The organism is Actimicrobium sp. GrIS 1.19, assembly GCF_035984655.1.
Classification (GTDB): Bacteria; Pseudomonadota; Gammaproteobacteria; order Burkholderiales; family Burkholderiaceae_D; genus Actimicrobium.
On record NZ_JAXCHT010000008.1, the window covers coordinates 1 to 15,599 of the forward strand.

16 protein-coding genes are annotated in these 15,599 nt (G+C 62.5%); 4 read left to right on the top strand and 12 right to left on the bottom strand.

Features of this window, described 5'->3' with window-relative positions; translation table 11 throughout:
• From RCH09_RS07745 to urtA, 6 genes are all read right to left on the bottom strand, one after another.
• The coding region (locus RCH09_RS07745; RefSeq protein ID WP_326940487.1) for an acetamidase/formamidase family protein at window positions 1-489 on the bottom strand (489 nt) is incomplete at its 3' end.
• A 43-nt stretch (window positions 490-532) separates the two neighbouring features.
• Window positions 533-1,222: an urea ABC transporter ATP-binding subunit UrtE gene (gene urtE / locus RCH09_RS07750; RefSeq protein WP_326940488.1), complete on the bottom strand. Its 690-nt coding sequence runs from the start codon at window positions 1,220-1,222 to the stop codon at window positions 533-535.
• A gap of 31 nt (window positions 1,223-1,253) precedes the next feature.
• A complete protein-coding gene (gene urtD, locus RCH09_RS07755) occupies window positions 1,254-1,997 on the bottom strand; it encodes an urea ABC transporter ATP-binding protein UrtD (protein ID WP_326940489.1) in 744 nt (247 codons plus the stop codon).
• 26 nt (window positions 1,998-2,023) lie between these two features.
• Window positions 2,024-3,193 (bottom strand): urea ABC transporter permease subunit UrtC, encoded by a 1,170-nt coding sequence (urtC, locus tag RCH09_RS07760; RefSeq protein WP_326940490.1) that lies wholly within the window; start codon window positions 3,191-3,193, stop codon window positions 2,024-2,026.
• A gap of 50 nt (window positions 3,194-3,243) precedes the next feature.
• Window positions 3,244-4,158 (bottom strand): urea ABC transporter permease subunit UrtB, encoded by a 915-nt coding sequence (gene urtB, locus RCH09_RS07765; protein ID WP_326940491.1) that lies wholly within the window; start codon window positions 4,156-4,158, stop codon window positions 3,244-3,246.
• 92 nt (window positions 4,159-4,250) lie between these two features.
• Window positions 4,251-5,519 (bottom strand): urea ABC transporter substrate-binding protein, encoded by a 1,269-nt coding sequence (gene urtA, locus RCH09_RS07770; RefSeq protein WP_326940492.1) that lies wholly within the window; start codon window positions 5,517-5,519, stop codon window positions 4,251-4,253.
• 251 nt (window positions 5,520-5,770) lie between these two features.
• On the opposite strand from urtA, the gene RCH09_RS07775 reads away from it, so the two are divergent.
• Together RCH09_RS07775 and RCH09_RS07780 are read left to right on the top strand one after the other, a co-directional pair.
• Window positions 5,771-9,148: a hybrid sensor histidine kinase/response regulator gene (locus RCH09_RS07775; protein WP_326940493.1), complete on the top strand. Its 3,378-nt coding sequence runs from the start codon at window positions 5,771-5,773 to the stop codon at window positions 9,146-9,148.
• Window positions 9,132-10,043, top strand: a complete 912-nt coding sequence (locus RCH09_RS07780; protein WP_326940494.1) for a response regulator transcription factor — start codon at window positions 9,132-9,134, stop codon at window positions 10,041-10,043. The genes RCH09_RS07775 and RCH09_RS07780 overlap by 17 nt, the downstream gene beginning before the upstream one ends.
• Here RCH09_RS07780 and RCH09_RS07785 read toward each other — a convergent pair.
• Genes RCH09_RS07785 through pilV form a run of 5 tightly spaced genes read right to left on the bottom strand, consistent with a single transcriptional unit; the run spans window position 10,040 to window position 13,321 of the window.
• Window positions 10,040-10,612: a GspH/FimT family pseudopilin gene (locus tag RCH09_RS07785; protein ID WP_326940495.1), complete on the bottom strand. Its 573-nt coding sequence runs from the start codon at window positions 10,610-10,612 to the stop codon at window positions 10,040-10,042. The genes RCH09_RS07780 and RCH09_RS07785 overlap by 4 nt on opposite strands.
• On the bottom strand, window positions 10,593-11,042 hold the full coding sequence (locus tag RCH09_RS07790; protein WP_326940496.1) for a type IV pilin protein: 450 nt from the start codon (window positions 11,040-11,042) through the stop codon (window positions 10,593-10,595). The genes RCH09_RS07785 and RCH09_RS07790 overlap by 20 nt, the downstream gene beginning before the upstream one ends.
• 4 nt (window positions 11,043-11,046) lie before the next feature.
• Complete coding sequence (locus tag RCH09_RS07795) at window positions 11,047-11,814, bottom strand: pilus assembly PilX family protein (RefSeq protein WP_326940497.1); 768 nt, start codon at window positions 11,812-11,814, stop codon at window positions 11,047-11,049.
• On the bottom strand, window positions 11,811-12,782 hold the full coding sequence (locus RCH09_RS07800) for a PilW family protein (RefSeq protein ID WP_326940498.1): 972 nt from the start codon (window positions 12,780-12,782) through the stop codon (window positions 11,811-11,813). The genes RCH09_RS07795 and RCH09_RS07800 overlap by 4 nt, the downstream gene beginning before the upstream one ends.
• The gene (gene pilV, locus RCH09_RS07805) at window positions 12,782-13,321 is read right to left on the bottom strand and encodes a type IV pilus modification protein PilV (protein ID WP_326940499.1); all 540 of its coding nucleotides are present in this window, start codon (window positions 13,319-13,321) and stop codon (window positions 12,782-12,784) included. Before pilV ends, RCH09_RS07800 begins: the two co-directional genes overlap by 1 nt.
• Before the next feature lie 191 nt (window positions 13,322-13,512).
• Here pilV and thiL point away from each other — a divergent pair, with 191 nt between their 5' ends.
• The gene (thiL, locus tag RCH09_RS07810; protein ID WP_326940500.1) at window positions 13,513-14,475 is read left to right on the top strand and encodes a thiamine-phosphate kinase; all 963 of its coding nucleotides are present in this window, start codon (window positions 13,513-13,515) and stop codon (window positions 14,473-14,475) included.
• Window positions 14,472-14,996 (top strand): phosphatidylglycerophosphatase A family protein, encoded by a 525-nt coding sequence (locus RCH09_RS07815; RefSeq protein ID WP_326940501.1) that lies wholly within the window; start codon window positions 14,472-14,474, stop codon window positions 14,994-14,996. The genes thiL and RCH09_RS07815 overlap by 4 nt, the downstream gene beginning before the upstream one ends.
• On the opposite strand, the gene RCH09_RS07820 is transcribed toward RCH09_RS07815, so the two are convergent.
• Window positions 14,997-15,464: a cache domain-containing protein gene (locus RCH09_RS07820; protein ID WP_326940502.1), complete on the bottom strand. Its 468-nt coding sequence runs from the start codon at window positions 15,462-15,464 to the stop codon at window positions 14,997-14,999. It lies immediately after the preceding gene.
• Between the last annotated feature and the right edge of the window lie 135 nt (window positions 15,465-15,599).

The following is a 15,599-nucleotide window of genomic DNA, read 5'->3' on the forward strand; positions in this document are numbered from 1 at the left end:
CTTCATCTTGGGGGAAGTGTTGATGGCTATCTTGCTATAACGGTTATGCTTCGAAATAAGTTGGCCGGTATTGACGAATAAATCCGCGTTTCCCTTGAAATCCCAGATCGACTTCTGCGCTTCCGGAAAATGATCGGTCAGAAAACCGCCGCCGTTCTTCTTGCTGAAGAAGCCGTTGAAACCCCACAGGCTGTCAAGCTTGGCGCCGATATCGAGCAGGTCGACCACCAGCAGGTCGCCCGGTTCGGCGCCGTGCACGCCGACCGGTCCGGACAGGTAATGCACGGTGCTGAGGTCGATATCGCGCACATCGTCGGCGCTGTCGTTGTTCTTGATGAAGCCACCGGTCCAGTCGAATGTCTCCAGGATGAAATCGTCGCCCGGCTTGACCCAGCAGGCCATCGGGATATCCGGATGCCAGCGGTTGTGAATATGTTCGTTCTCGGTCGCGGGCTTGGTCAGGTCGACCTTGATCAGGGTGTCTGTCATGGGAATTCTCCAGTGGGATGAGCGCGGTTGCTGTGGATGAAAATCAAACCGAAAGGTATTGCTTGATATGGGCCGTGTCGGTGCCGGCCCGGGTGGTTTCATGCACCAGCAGGCCGCCTTCGATGACGAACAGGCGGTCGGCCACGTCCATCGCGAAACTCAGCACCTGCTCGGACACGATGATCGTGATCTCGCGCATCTTGCGGATCTCATTGAGTGCCCTGGCGATGTCCTTGATGATCGACGGCTGGATGCCTTCGGTCGGCTCGTCCAGCAGCAGGACCTTCGGATTGGTCACCAGCGCCCGGGCAATCGCCAGCTGCTGTTGCTGCCCGCCGGACAGGTTGCCGCCCTTGCGATTGCGCATCTCGAACAGCACCGGGAACAGGGCATAGATTTCTTCCGGGATGCGCTTGTGCTTCGCATTCTCAAGGCCGGTCTGGATGTTTTCTTCCACCGTCAGGGTCGGGAAGATCATCCGTCCCTGCGGCACATAGGCGACGCCCTTGGCGACCCGCAGATAACTCTCGTCGGCCGAGATGTCCTGGCCGTCGACCGTGATCGCCCCGGACTTGAGCGGCAGGATGCCGATCAGCGACTTGAACAGCGTGGTCTTGCCCATGCCATTGCGGCCCATGATGGCCACCGTTTCATTTTTGGCGGCCGTGAAGCTGACACCGTGCAGCGCCTCGCTTTGGCCGTAACTGACATGCAGGTTGCTGACGTTGAGCATCGGGTTCTCCGGTTGAGGTGCGGTGATGGGTTCAGTGGCCAAGATAGACATCGATGACGCGTGGATCGGCCTGCACCTTGTCCATCGATCCCTCGGCCAGGATCTTCCCCTGATGCATGACGGTGACCTTGTCGGCGATGCGCTTGACGAATTCCATGTCGTGTTCGATGACGATCATGGCGCGCCCCTTGCAGATGCGCTTGAGCAGTTCAGCGGTCAGCTCGCGTTCGCGCACGCTCATGCCGGCGATCGGCTCGTCCAGCATCAACAGCTCCGGGTCCTGCATCAGCAGCATGCCGATCTCCAGCCACTGCTTCTGGCCGTGCGACAGCAGGCCGGCCTCGACAGCCAGCTGGTCGGCCATGCCGATCTCGGCCGCCACCGCATCGACCCGCGCCATGACCTCGTCGTTGGTCTTGAAGAACAGCGCACCGAACACGCCACGGCCGCGAGGGAACGACACTTCCAGGTTCTGGAACACGCTCAGGTTTTCATAAATCGACGGCGTCTGTAACTTGCGGCCGATGCCGGAGCGGACGATCTGGAATTCCGGCAGCGTCGTCATTTCCGCACCCTTGAAGGTGATACGTCCGGCGCTGGCGCGGGTCTTGCCGCAGATCAGATCGAGCAGCGTGGTCTTGCCGGCGCCATTCGGCCCGATGATCACGCGCAGCTCATTCTGGTCGACATACAGGTTCAGGCTGTCGACCGCCTTGAAGCCGTCGAACGAGACGCTCAGGTCCTCGACCGTCAATGCAAATTCTTTCTTGGACATGGCTGGGCTCCGGTGCGACGGTGGTTTCAGGTATCGAGAAGGCTGGGTGTGCTGCTTGCAACGACAGGTGGCGGCGACGGCGGCGCTGCCGGTGCGGCCCTGCTCTGGCGTACACGGTGCACAAGCCTGACCAGCAGCGGCTGCACCCGGCTCGTGTACAGACCGGCCAGGCCGTCCGGAAATGCCAGCACCACGCCGAGGAACATTGCCGCCATCATGAACAGCCACAGATCGGGAAAGCTCTCGGAAAAAACCGACTTGCCATAATTGACCAGCAGCGTGCCGTAGACCGCGCCGACCAGCGACATGCGGCCGCCGACTGCCGCGAAAATCACCATCTCGATCGAGGGCACGATGCCGACCAGCGAGGGCGACATGAAGCCGACCTGCAGCGTGAACAGCGCTCCGCCGACCGCCGCCAGAAAGGCCGCCAGGCAAAACGCAAACACCCGGAACATCGCCACGTCGTAACCGGAAAAGCGGACCCGGTCTTCCTTGTCGCGCATCGCCAGCAACAGGGTGCCGAGCTTGCTCTTCTGAATCCAGGTGCACAGCACGATCGACGCCAGCAACAGGCCAACGGTGACGAAATACAGAATCAGCTTGGCGCTGTCGGTGCGGGTATCCCAGCCGAGCAGGGTTTTCAGGTCCGTCATGCCATTGACGCCGCCGGTAAAGCCCTGCTGGCCGACGATCAGCACGGTCAGGATCAGCGATACCGCCTGCGTGATGATGGCGAAATACACGCCACTGACGCGCCGCTTGAACATGGCGAAACCGATGATGAACGCCAGCAGTGTCGGCACCGTCAGGATCAGCGCCAGCGTCAGCGGAAACGACTGGAACGGCTTCCACCACAACGGCAGCGCCGTGATCTGGTTCCAGTCCATGAAATCCGGGATGCCGGGCGTGGTCTGGATGCGCGTTGTGATCGGGTCGCTGGCTTCGAGCTTCAGGAACATCGCCATGCCATAGCCACCCAGGCCAAAGAACACGCCCTGCCCCAGGCTCAGCACGCCGCCATAACCCCACAGCATCACCAGCCCCAGCGCAACGAACGCATAGCAGAGATACTTGCCAACCAAATTCAGGCGAAACAGCTCCAGCGACATCGGTAACACGACGATCAGCACGACCGCCAACAGCAGCAGGCCACCCAGACTGTTGCGCCCTGCCCAGTGGATGATCTTGTTCATTGATTGCTCCGGTTAAAAACAGTATCTGTGTGCGCAGGCAGCGCCATCTGCTAGCGTCGTACCTTGGCGGCGAACAGTCCCTGCGGCCGCAGCATCAGGATGACCACCACCACCGTGAGCGTGAGCACCTTGGCCATCGAGCCGCTGGTGAAAAACTCGGCGATCGACTGGGTCTGGGCAATGCCGAACGCGGACACCACGGTGCCGAGCAGGCTGGCCGCGCCGCCGAAGGTCACCACCAGGAAGGCATCGACGATGTACAGCGAGCCCGAGGTCGGACCGGTGGTGCCGATCGTGGTGAAGGCCGCACCCGCCACGCCGGCAATGCCGCAGCCGATGGCGAAGGTGAGCCGGTCAGTGCGTTTGGTGTTGATGCCGGTCGCGTTGGCCATGACCCGATTGGCCACCGTGGCGCGCACCCGCAATCCCCAGCGCGAGCGGTACAGCGCGGGCAGTACGGCGCAGGTCACCAGCAGCGTCAGCGCCATCACGAACAGGCCGTTGATCGGAATATCCAGTCCCGGCGCCGGGGCCCAGGAGCCGAGCAGCCAGTCCGGCAAGGTCGGGCTGACTTCCTTGGGGCCGAATGCGGTGCGGAAGATCTGCTGCATCCCGAGCGACAGACCCCAGGTCGCCAGCAAGGTATCCAGCGGCCGTTTGTACAGATGTCGGATCACGGCCCATTCGACCAGCCAGCCGACGGCGAAGGCGATCAGGAAACCGGCGAGGATCGCGAACGGAAAATAGATTGGCGCCAGCTGCGGCGCGTACTGTTCGGTCATGCGTGAAAAAAAGTAGATCGTGTAGGCGCCGATGGTCATGAATTCGCCATGCGCCATGTTGATGACACCCATCTGGCCGAAGATGATGGCCAGTCCCAGTCCCATCAACAGCAGCACTGCAAACAGGCTCAAGCCGGCAAAGCCTTGCATCAGTCCGATATTGAGCAGTTCAGATAACGACATGGTGGCTCCGGTGCCGGTGAAGGATGGTGGGTCGAAATTGGGCCGGACCATGACTGCAACCGCGCAGCCATGGTCCGGCGATGTCATGCCGGTTACTGATAACCCTTTGGAAACGGATTCGGCTCGATTTGCTGCGGCGAATGCGACACCACCTTGAACTGGCCGTCCGCCATCGACTGACCGATCAGCGCAGTGCTCCACAGGTGATGATTCGGATGCAGCTTGACCTCACCCTCCGGCGCCGCCTTGAAGTCGATGCCGCCCGATGCTGCCGCGATCTTGTCGACGTCGAAGCTGCCGGCTTTCTCGACCGTCGCCTTCCACAGCCACGGTCCGAGATACGCTGCCTGGGTGACGTCGCCGATGACCGCATCCTTGCCGTACTTGGCCTTGAACGCCTTGACGAAGGCAATGTTGTTGGGATTATCGAGCGACTGGAAATACTTCATCGACGAGTAGAAACCCGCCATGTTGTCGCCGCCGATACCGAGCACTTCATCCTCGGTTACCGAAATGGTCAACAGGAATTGCTTCGACGACGAGACACCGGCAGCCTTCAGCTGCTTGTAGAACGCCACGTTGGAGCCACCCACGACGGCTGCAAAAATGCAGTCCGGCTTGGCCAGCTTGATCTTGTTGATCAGCGAATTGAAGTTGGTGCTGCCGAGCGGGTAATACTCTTCGCCGACGACCTTGCTGCCGGCTGGCAGATGTCCTTCAATGTGCTTGCGGCCGATCTTCATCGAGGTGCGCGGCCAGATGTAGTCCGAGCCGACCAGGAAGAATGTCTTGGCCTTCTTCTCGCTGGCAGCCCAGTCGAGGCCGTACAGGATCTGTTGCGTTGCTTCCTGTCCGGTGTAGATCACGTTCTTGCTTTGCTCCAGGCCTTCGTAGAAGGTCGGGTAGTACAGCATGCCGTTTTCCTTTTCGAAGATCGGCAGCACGGCCTTGCGCGAGGCCGAGGTCCAGCAGCCGAACACCGCTGCGACGCGGTCGTTGACCAGCAGCTTCTTGCTCTTTTCGGCGAAAGTCGGCCAGTCCGAGGCGCCGTCTTCCTTGATCACCTTGATCTTGCGGCCGAGTACGCCACCCATCGCGTTGATCTGGTCAATCGCGAGTTGTTCAGCCTGGATCGAACCGGTCTCCGAAATCGCCATGGTGCCGGTCGATGAATGCAACTGGCCGACCGTGACTTCGGTATCGGTCACGGCCAGCTTGGTGGTGTTGACCTTGGCAGTCGGGAACTGCGCCGCCTGGGCGCGTCCCCACATCGGCAGCGACGCCAATGGCAAGGCAGCCAGCCCCTGGATCAGGCGGCGGCGGGATTGGGAGGGTGGTCCTTGGCGATCGTCAACTGACATGGTGAACTCCGGTGGTGAATGAAACGGATCAAAGAAGCCGCTGGATACTGCGGTGCGCATGAAACATGAAAACGGTGGTTGCCCGGGCTACCCGGGTCACCAAACCGAGGCGCTTGCGTCGGTCCGTTTGCTGGACTTGATGATCGGGACAATCGGCCTGCGACCCAATACGTCAATTGACGTACGCACTCCTCCCGCGCCCAACTACGGGCACGTTTCTTGCGCCGGAAAAGCCAAAAAGGGAGCAGTCATTGGCCATTGCGACACAAAAAATATTTCGTATCCGCCGGGAGTACAACGCCTGGGTAGCCGATGAGTCGATCGAGGATTACGCCCTGCGTTACACGCCGCGCGGTTTTCGCAAGTGGTCCGAATGGCGCGTCGCCAACACCGCGTTCGGCGCCGTCTCGTTCCTCGCGCTGGAGGCAATCGGCGGCGCGATCGCGCTGAACTATGGCTTCACCAATGCGCTCTGGGCCATCCTCGTGGTCGGCCTGATCACCTTCCTGACCGGCCTGCCGATCAGTTATTACGCGGCCCGCTACGGGGTGGACATGGATCTGCTGGCGCGCGGCGCCGGCTTCGGTTACCTCGGCTCGACCATCACCTCACTCATCTACGCCAGCTTCACCTTCATCTTCTTCGCGCTGGAGGCCGCCATCATGGCGCTGGCGTTGCAGATCTATCTGCAGATTCCGATTGCGTGGTGCTACGGCATCAGCGCGCTGGTGATCGTGCCGCTGGCGGTGCGCGGCATTACGCTGATCTCGCGGCTGCAGATCTGGACCCAGCCGGTCTGGGGGCTGCTGCTGTTCCTGCCCTATCTGGCGGTGTTGTGGAAGGACCCGCAGGCGTTTGTCGATTTCACCGGGCTGGCAGGGCGGACCTCGGGCAGCAGCGCTTTTGATCCGCTCATGTTTGGTGCGGCTGCCACGGTGGCGTTCTCCCTTGTGGTGCAGGTCGGCGAGCAAGTCGACTTCCTGCGCTTCCTGCCCGAGAAGACGCCCGCCAATCGGCGCCGCTGGTGGAGCGCGGTGCTGATCGCCGGACCCGGCTGGATTCTGTTGGGGATGTGCAAGATGCTGGGTGGCGCATTCCTGGCCTTCCTCGCCTTGCAGCACGAGCTGCCCGCCGCCAAGGCGATCGAACCGACGCAGATGTATCTTGCCGGTTTTTCGTATGTCTTTTCCAATCCGGCCTGGGCGGTGGCGGCCACCGTGCTGTTCGTCGTGGTGTCGCAACTGAAGATCAACCTGACCAATGCCTACGCCGGCTCGCTGGCCTGGTCGAACTTCTTTGCCCGCCTGACCCACAGTCATCCGGGGCGGGCGGTGTGGCTGGTGTTCAATGTCGCGATTGCCCTGTTGCTGATGGAACTGGGCGTCTTCTCGGCACTGGAAAAGGTGCTCGGCCTGTACGGCAATGTCGCCATCGCCTGGGTCGGCACGCTGGTGGCCGACCTGGTGATCAACAAGCCGCTTGGCCTCAGTCCGGCCGGCATCGAATTCAAGCGTGCGCACCTGTACGACATCAATCCGGTCGGCCTCGGTTGGATGCTGCTGGCGGCGATCGTCGCCGTGACCGCGCATACCGGCGCCATGGGACCGCAGGCAGAAGCGTTCTCGCCGTTCATCGCGCTCGGGCTGGCGCTGGTGCTGACCCCCTTGCTGGCCTGGCTGACCAAGGGTCGTTACTACATCGCACGCCAGCCGGACGTGCTCGGCGCGCCGGGGCAGATCGGCACCTGCCGCGTTTGCGAAAACCAGTTCGAGATCGAAGACATGGCCAGCTGCCCGGTGTACGCCGCGCCGATCTGTTCGCTGTGCTGCACGCTGGAGTCGCGCTGTTACGACCGCTGCAAGACCAATTCGCGTGCCGGCGAACAGGTCCAGCAGGTGCTGGGCAAAGTGCTGCCGGGCAGCTGGCCCGATCGGGTCAACTTCCGTGTCGGCCATTATCTGGTCGTGATGCTGTCGCTGTGCGCGCTGCTGGCGACCGTCATGGCGATCGTCTACAGCCATGAGGCCACACTGGTTGCATCTCCCGCGACGGCGCAGCTGCTGGAGGGCGCCTTTATCAAGGTATTCGCGATGCTGGTGCTGATCATTGCCGTGTGCAGCTGGTGGGTCGTGCTGGGCAGCGAGAGCCGGCGCATTGCGCAGGACGATTCGAACCGCCAGAACCAGCTGCTATCGATGGAAATCCTGGCCCATGAGCGCACCGACAAGGCGCTGCAAACCGCCAAGGAAGTGGCCGAATCTGCCAATCAGGCCAAGACCCGCTATGTCGCCGGGATCACGCATGAGTTGCGCACGCCGCTCAACAGCATTCTTGGCTACGCGCAGATTTTGCTCAAGCACCCGGCCACCGCAAGCCCGTCGCGCGATGCAATCGAAACCATCCAGCGCAGCGGCGCGCACATGCTATCGCTGGTCAATGGCCTGCTGGATCTGGCGCGCATCGAAGCCGGTCGCCTGCAGCTGGAACCGACCCCCTTGCCGCTGCCGGATTTCCTCGACGGCGTCGTCAACATGATGCGCCCGCAGGCGCAAGCCAAGCAGCTCGACTTCCGCTACACCCACAGCGGCCGCATGCCGGCCTGGGTCCAGGCCGACGCCAAGCGGCTCTCGCAAATCATCATCAACCTGCTCAGCAATGCCATCCACTTCACCGATGCCGGCGTGGTCACCTTGCATGTGGACTGCCGTAGCGATGTGATCCGCTTCGACATCGTCGACACCGGACTCGGGATCGACATCCAGGACCAGCAACGCATCTTCATGCCGTTCGAGCGCGGCGCTGCCGGTCGCCGCCGTGGTGAACCGGGTACCGGCCTGGGCCTGACCATCACGGCACTGCTGACCTCGCTGATGGGCGGCGACCTGTCGCTCAAGAACGCGCCCGGCAGCGGCAGCACGTTTAGTGTGCGGGTCTACCTGCGCGAGATCGACGATCCCGGTCCGATGACCAATCCGCCGCGTCAGGTCATCGGATTTTTTGGCGAACGCAGAACCCTGCTGGTGGTCGACGACCAGCCGGTGCAGCGCCAGATGCTGGCCGGCATGCTCACGCCGCTCAGCTTCGCGGTGCGCGAAGCGGCCAGCGGCATGGAATGCATCGACAGCCTGGCCGACGCGCTGCCGCATGCCATCCTGCTCGACATCAGCATGGATGGCATGGACGGCTGGCAGACCGCGACCGCGATTCGCGACAAGGGTTATGACAGCGTGCCGATCATCATGGTCTCGGCCAATGTGTTCGAGAATCAGGCGGCCCGCCTGAAAGCCGCTGGCTGCCAGGCCTTTGTCGCCAAGCCGGTCTTGGAATCCGAATTGATGGCGGCGCTGCAGCGCCACCTCGGGCTGGAGTGGGCGACTGCCGACGTGCTGCCGCAACCTGTCGCTGCCACGGTGGCGGACTGTGCCATGCCAGCGCATGCCCGCGCCGAGTTGATCCGCCTGACCCGCCTCGGCCATGTGCACGGCCTGCAGCGCCTGCTCGACCGCTACGAGCACGACGAGCCTGCGCTGGCTGCGGCGTGCGCCCGCCTGCGCACGCTGGTCAGCCGCTGCGAACTGGAAACACTGCTGGACCTGCTGACGGAAGATGCCGATGTCAACGAATTCTGAGGCGCCACGCCCGGTCGTGCTGGTGGTCGACGACGCCCCCAGCAGCCTCGGCATGCTGTGCGACTGCCTCGAAGCCGAAGGCTATACGGTGCTGATCGCGCGCGATGGCGAGTCGGCCTTGCAGCGCCTTGCGCTGGTGGTGCCGGATGCGATTTTGCTCGATGCCGTGATGCCGGGACTGTCCGGCTTCGACACTTGCCGGCGCATCAAGGCCGATGTGGGCCTGGCCCATGTCCCGGTCATTTTCATGACCGGGCTGTCGGAGACCCAGCACGTGCTGGAAGGATTTGCCAGCGGCGGCGTCGATTACGTCGTCAAGCCGCTGCGCACCCCTGAAGTCGTGGCGCGCCTGCACACGCACACCCGCAACGCCCGTATTTCGCGACTGGCGCGGGATGCGGTCGATGTGGCGGGATTTGGCGTGGTGCTGGTCGATGCCCACGGCCGCGTGGCGTGGCGTTCGCCGCAGGCCGCACTGTGGCTGGCCGCGGTGGGCGACGCCAGCGTCGATGGCGGCCTGCCCGGCTCGGTGGCAGCAGCGCTGAGCGGCGCGTCGGTGCACGTGACATCGATGCTCTCTGGCGCGCAGCTGTCGGTGCGCAACATGGGCAGTGTCGGCATCGGCGAAACCATGCTGCTGCTGGAACAGCTGCAGGCGCGCAGCGACACGCCATCAAGGCTTGCCGAAGCCGCGTTGACGCCGCGCGAAACCGAAGTGCTGTCGTGGCTGGCCAAGGGCAAGACCAATCGCGATATCGGCGACATCCTCGGCATGAGTCATCGCACAGTCAACAAGCATCTGGAACATGTCTTCGAAAAACTTGGCGTGGAAACCCGCGCGGCAGCGGCGGCGCTGGCAAGCGGCCACCTGAGCCGAAGCGGCGAGCTGCGCTAGCCGCACGCCTTGTCGGCGACCGGATTGCAAAGCCGCGGTCGCCGGAGAAAATTCAGCACGATGCGGCGCTGCTGCGCACCCAGTGCCAACGCGATATGTCCGGCTTGCGGGGTCCGGCTACTGGTGTTGGTGCGGGTCCTGCCGGTTTCGGTGAACGCAATGTAAGGCATCGATGAATCGGTCATGGCCGATTCAATCGCCATGCCGCCGGCCACTGCCGCATGCTGGCGAATAATGGTCTCGCCCTGATCGCGCCGATGATTGTGATTGGCATCCACGAAGACGATCCAGCCACTGGCCCAGCTGGCGCCATCGAGAGGGACCAGATCGACCCGTTCGCCGCGCCGGATTGCTTCCGAGCGTGTCAGGGTGATTGCGCTGAACAGGTCGTTTGCGGCAATCACGACACGTTGTTTCTGGATCAGCGTCAAAAAGGTCGGGACGGCGATCAGTGCCAGGATTGCGACAATCGCCAGCGCAGCGACCAGTTCGAGCAGCGTAAATCCGCACGGTGCAAAGGGCACTGGCCGGCGGCAAGCCGAACGCGCACTACCAGCAGTCATTGCCATCGGCCCATTTTCTGCCAATGCTGTCGAGCCTGAGCCTGCCACAGGCCAGGTCGACAAAGCCGCTGTCGACCCGGCCCGTGCCGGGATGCGCCGTAAGCAGCACGCATTCGGCAAGTTGCTTGCCGGTGCATGGCGTTGCCTCGATCTCGTACGCGCTGGTGGCCGGGGTGGCGCCGGAATACCATTTGAATTGCTGTGCCGGAGGCGTCGCGGTGCCGGCCGAGAAAGCCAGATACGTCATCCGCTGGGCGAAGACCTGCTCCTGCTGCTGCATCAGTGTCAGCAGCGCCGTGCGTCCTTCAACACGTTTGCTCTTGAGCACCGCATGCCGGTAGGACGCATTGGCAAGCGTCGCGAGAATCGCCAGCACCACGATCACGATGAGAAGCTCGATCAGCGTATAGCCGGTGCGTTGACGGGCCTGGCGCATTGCGTTACTCCGCCTCCGAACGCAGGCCGTTGCGCAATTCCCGCCAGTTACCGAGCTCGCGCCAGCCAAGACGCCCGAGCCGCAAGGTGGTGGTCACGGTCGTTGTGCTCGCGGCGTGACCACCGGAATTGCTTGCCGCGGGTGTGCCCGAGTTGCTGTCAGCCTTGCGATAGAACGATTGCAACACGACTTGATTTCGCGCATCGACACCGAAACCGATTGCGGTAACACGGTAGAAATACTGAGGCGATTGCGGCTTCGTGCCGGGCTGACGATCGCGCAGCACTTCGATCAGGTAGCGCGGCGGCCTGGCCGGCAAAGCGCCCGCTCCCGTAGGCATGGTGCGCCCGGTAAAGCGGCCGAAACGCACCGTCACGTCCTGCGCGTCATCGGCCAGATCGGTGCCGAGCCAGGCCGGCGCTTCCGCCAACGATGGCGCACGGCACAAGCCTTGCCATGGGTTGCCGTCGCCGCGCTGGCACAGCGACGCGTCACTGGAAGGAAAGCCGATCGTGCGGTCACGCGCGAACAAGGCGCTGCGGGAACGGGGGCGATCCGGCGCTTGCTGAATGTCGGTTTCGGCATCCTGCAGCGCGGCTTCGGCGGCCGCAAAGGCGAGATCCCGATCACGCAGGTTGCGCGCGGCTTTCTGCTCCTGTATTCCGGTCTGCGCGGCCGCTGCCGCCAGCAACGATGCCAGCATCAGGAAAACCAGCACGATCGCCAGCGCGACGCCGGACTGGACACGGCCTGACTGCCCGAGGTGCATCATGACAGATCGATCCGCGCATTGCGCACCTGCACCGAGGCGGAAAAAACTCTGCGCAGCCGATTGCGCGTCGCCGGCGGCAAGGCGCTCTCTGCGATGCGGGTACCGGGATCGCTGGCTGCATATTGATCGCCATATGCCGCCCCGAACAGGTCGTGGGTCAGGTCCAGACCATCGCGTCGTACCGGCTGCGTGCCACGCAGCAGGATCGCGACATGGACAGCAGTGATTCTGTTCCAGTGACTTTGGCGCACCCTGTCCTGCGCACGCTGTTGCGGGTTCGCGCCCTGCGCGACCAGTTGCTCGTCAAGCGCATCAATTTGGGTTGCCGTCAGAAGCCGTGCAGGGAACGCACCGTCACCCTGCGGCACCGCGTAGCGCACCTGAAATGACTCGACCCCACGAACGATTGCGGCCGTTGACCAGGCATTCCTGCCGCGGTATTTGCAAATCAATTCCGGCTCGCCAGACTGGTCGCGCGCGACGTAGAAAATGCTCCATCCAGCCTCGTCGTCGCGCGCCGGACTTTCCTGTGGCGCGGCAATCGCAAGGCCGGCGCAATCAAGCATCGTGCCATCGGCGCGACCATCCTTGCCTGCGCCGCGAAAGCGTAACGCGAGAATGTCGCTGCCATTGATTGCAGGAGTCAACGGTTGATCAACGCCCGGCGTGGTGCTCTTGAGGTAACGTGCGTCCCATCCAACGATGTCGGGGCCGCGGTCGCTACTGGCATCGGATTCTGCCAGGTCGGTGAAGCCGGCCTGACGCACGGCACGGGCGATGCTGTCGATGGCGTAGCGCCCGCTCTCGGTCAGGCGAACGCTGTCGTCGTGCAGTTGGTAGGCGGCCAGATTGGCCAGGAAAATGTGGCCTGCCGCAGCCGCCAGCAGCAATCCCAGCCCCAGCGCAATCATCAGCTCGACCAGTCCGACGCCGGACTGCGCGTGGTCGCAACGTAACGACAAGCGCATCAGGGCAGCACCGGCAAAACGATGCCAGGCGCATCCGGGGTCGCACCTGCGACGCGGTCGCGCCAGCCGACCTTGACCCACAACGGCGCACTGGCCGCACCCGCTGAACCGCAATCCCAGCGCCATGCACCGGTGGATTCCTGCCATGGCATCTCGTCGTGACAAATCCGCATTCGCCCGCCCGAAAGCTCGGCCCGGATGCGCATTTTCCATTCGTACAGCTCGACCTCGACCAACTGCTTTGCACTGCACCAGCGGTCGTGACAGGAAACCGCGGGCCGGACCGGCGCGGCCGAGGCGCCGGCATCGTAATCGAGACCAGCGAGCAGCTCGACAATCTCCGGATGCGTAGCGCTACCGCGCAGGCGCTCCGCAATATCGCTGGCCAGATGCAGCGCCTGCGACTGGCGCTCGGTGTTCTGTGCCGTGCGCAGGGTCATCAGCAGGAAGACGAGCGCGCCCAGCACGCCGGCGGCCAGCACCGACAGGGCAATGAGCACTTCAAGCAGCGAAAATCCTGCGCGACAATGACGTGGCATGTTTCATTTACGGTGAGTGGAAAGGCTCAGATGGTAGTCAGAAATTCGGTCCCGGACAGGCAGAAATACTGTCGCTTGATGTCCATCAACGGCCGAACCAGCGCCATCCTTTGCGCGTTGTGATTTGCAAACGGGCGGCCCAAGCGGTGCAAATAAAAGAACTGCGACGCAGCTTCGGTACAATGCTCGGCATGTCCGAATTCGATTTGATTGCCCGCTATTTCACCCGACCTGATCACAGCGATCCATCGGTGCTACTTGGTGTTGGCGACGACTGCGCATTGCTCGCCCCGGCTGTTGGCGTACAGGCGATTTCGTCGGACATGCTGGTCGAGGGTCGGCACTTTCTGCCGGATGTCGATCCGCGCGCACTGGGCCATAAGTGCCTGGCCGTGAACCTGTCCGACCTTGCGGCGATGGGGGCGAAACCGGTCGGCTTCACGCTGGCCTTGTCACTGCCGGCAATTGACGAAGCCTGGCTGGCGGGATTTTCCGAGGGACTGTTCAAGCTGGCCGATCTGCACCGCTGCGCCTTGATCGGCGGTGACACCACCAAGGGGCCGCGCGTGATCTGCATCACGATTTTTGGCGAGCTTGAATCCAGCACTGCGCTGCGCCGCGATGCAGCGCAAGTCGGCGACGATATCTGGATTTCGGGAACGTTGGGCGATGCACGTCTGGCGCTGGCCCACCGCACCGGTGAACTGCATCTCGACGCCGACACGCTGGCGACGGCGATTGTGCGCATGGATCGCCCGACACCGCGCGTGGAACTTGGCATGGCACTGATCGGCGTTGCGCACGCGGCGATTGATATCTCCGACGGCTTGTCGGGCGACCTCGGCCACATCCTGGCACGCTCGCAGGTTGGCGCAACACTGGATATCGACGCGCTCCCGGCAGGCATCGCATTGCGCACGCAGACAACGACGCTGCGCCGACAGTTCTGCGTCGCCGGTGGCGATGACTACGAATTATGTTTCACTGCATCGCCCACGTGCCGCAGCGAAGTCCTCGACGCCGCACGGCGCAGCCACACCGATGTCACGCGGGTCGGCGTCATCGATCAGCTCCCGGGCCTGCGATTGCGCGATGCGACAGGCGCGCTGACCGGCTTATCCTTTGCTTCATTTGATCACTTCACGACTCCATGACCACTCTCGAACCGGCCCGGCGCGCCGGCATCACCAAGCCCTCCGGTCGTTTCATGCTGGCGCATCCCGCGCATCTGATTGCACAGGGCCTGGGCAGCGGGTTGTCACCCGTCATGCCGGGAAGCAGTGGCACCCTGCTTGGCTGGCTGTCATTTTCGCTGCTGACATCGCGCTGGCCGGATTTTTTCACGGTCACGCATTGGGCAGTCATCATCGTGCTGGGTTTCTTGATCGGCATCTGGGCTTGCGCGAAGACGGGACGCGATCTCGGCGTTGCCGACCATGGCAGCATGGTGATCGACGAAATCGTTGCAATCTGGCTGGTGCTGCTGTTGCTGGCACCGGCCGACTTCACGACGCAGTGCTGGGCGTTTGCGTGGTTCCGGTTCTTCGATATGGTGAAACCACCCCCGATCGGCTATTTTGACCGCCATTTCAAAGGTGGCTTCGGTGTCATGTGGGACGATATCGTCGCCGCATTTTTTGCGCTGCTGGTGTTTGCCTTGTGGCGCGCGCTTTGACTATTTGTAGACGCCGCTGCCAATGAGCACATCGCCGACTTTCTCGATGTAGGTCGATTTCGATTCGATCGCCTTGGTGACCGGATTGGCCCATTTGTAGTCGACCCAGCCACTGCCGGCACTGCTGTTGCCAACTTCAATGAAATTTTTCACAATCGCCTTGCCGTCGGCGTCGCGCAGATCGATCAGATTCTTGCCGACCAGGCTGGGGTTGGCGCCGTGGGCCAGATTGGTGCCGTCACCGTTGGCGCTGTAGACAAAAATGTACAGGTCACGATCAACGAAGGGTCCATTGGGCTTGTTGAATTCGGCGAAGGCTTTTTCCTTGCCGTTTTCCTTCAGGTAGGCTGCCGCTTTTTTCACCAGCGCGACAGCCTCATCCTTGCTGCCCTTTTCGGCCGCAGATACCGCACCGGCAAGCAGCAACGCAAAACAACCAAACACAAGATTCTTAACGAGAGATTTCATGGAGTTTTCCTCTGGGGTTAATGGTGACCGGACGCCGGCGATGGGTGACAGGCCGGAGGCATTGCGGTCAGATCGCGTAACGGGATGACGTTGCGGTCGAACGCCATGACTTCCGGATGGATTTACAGGGCATAT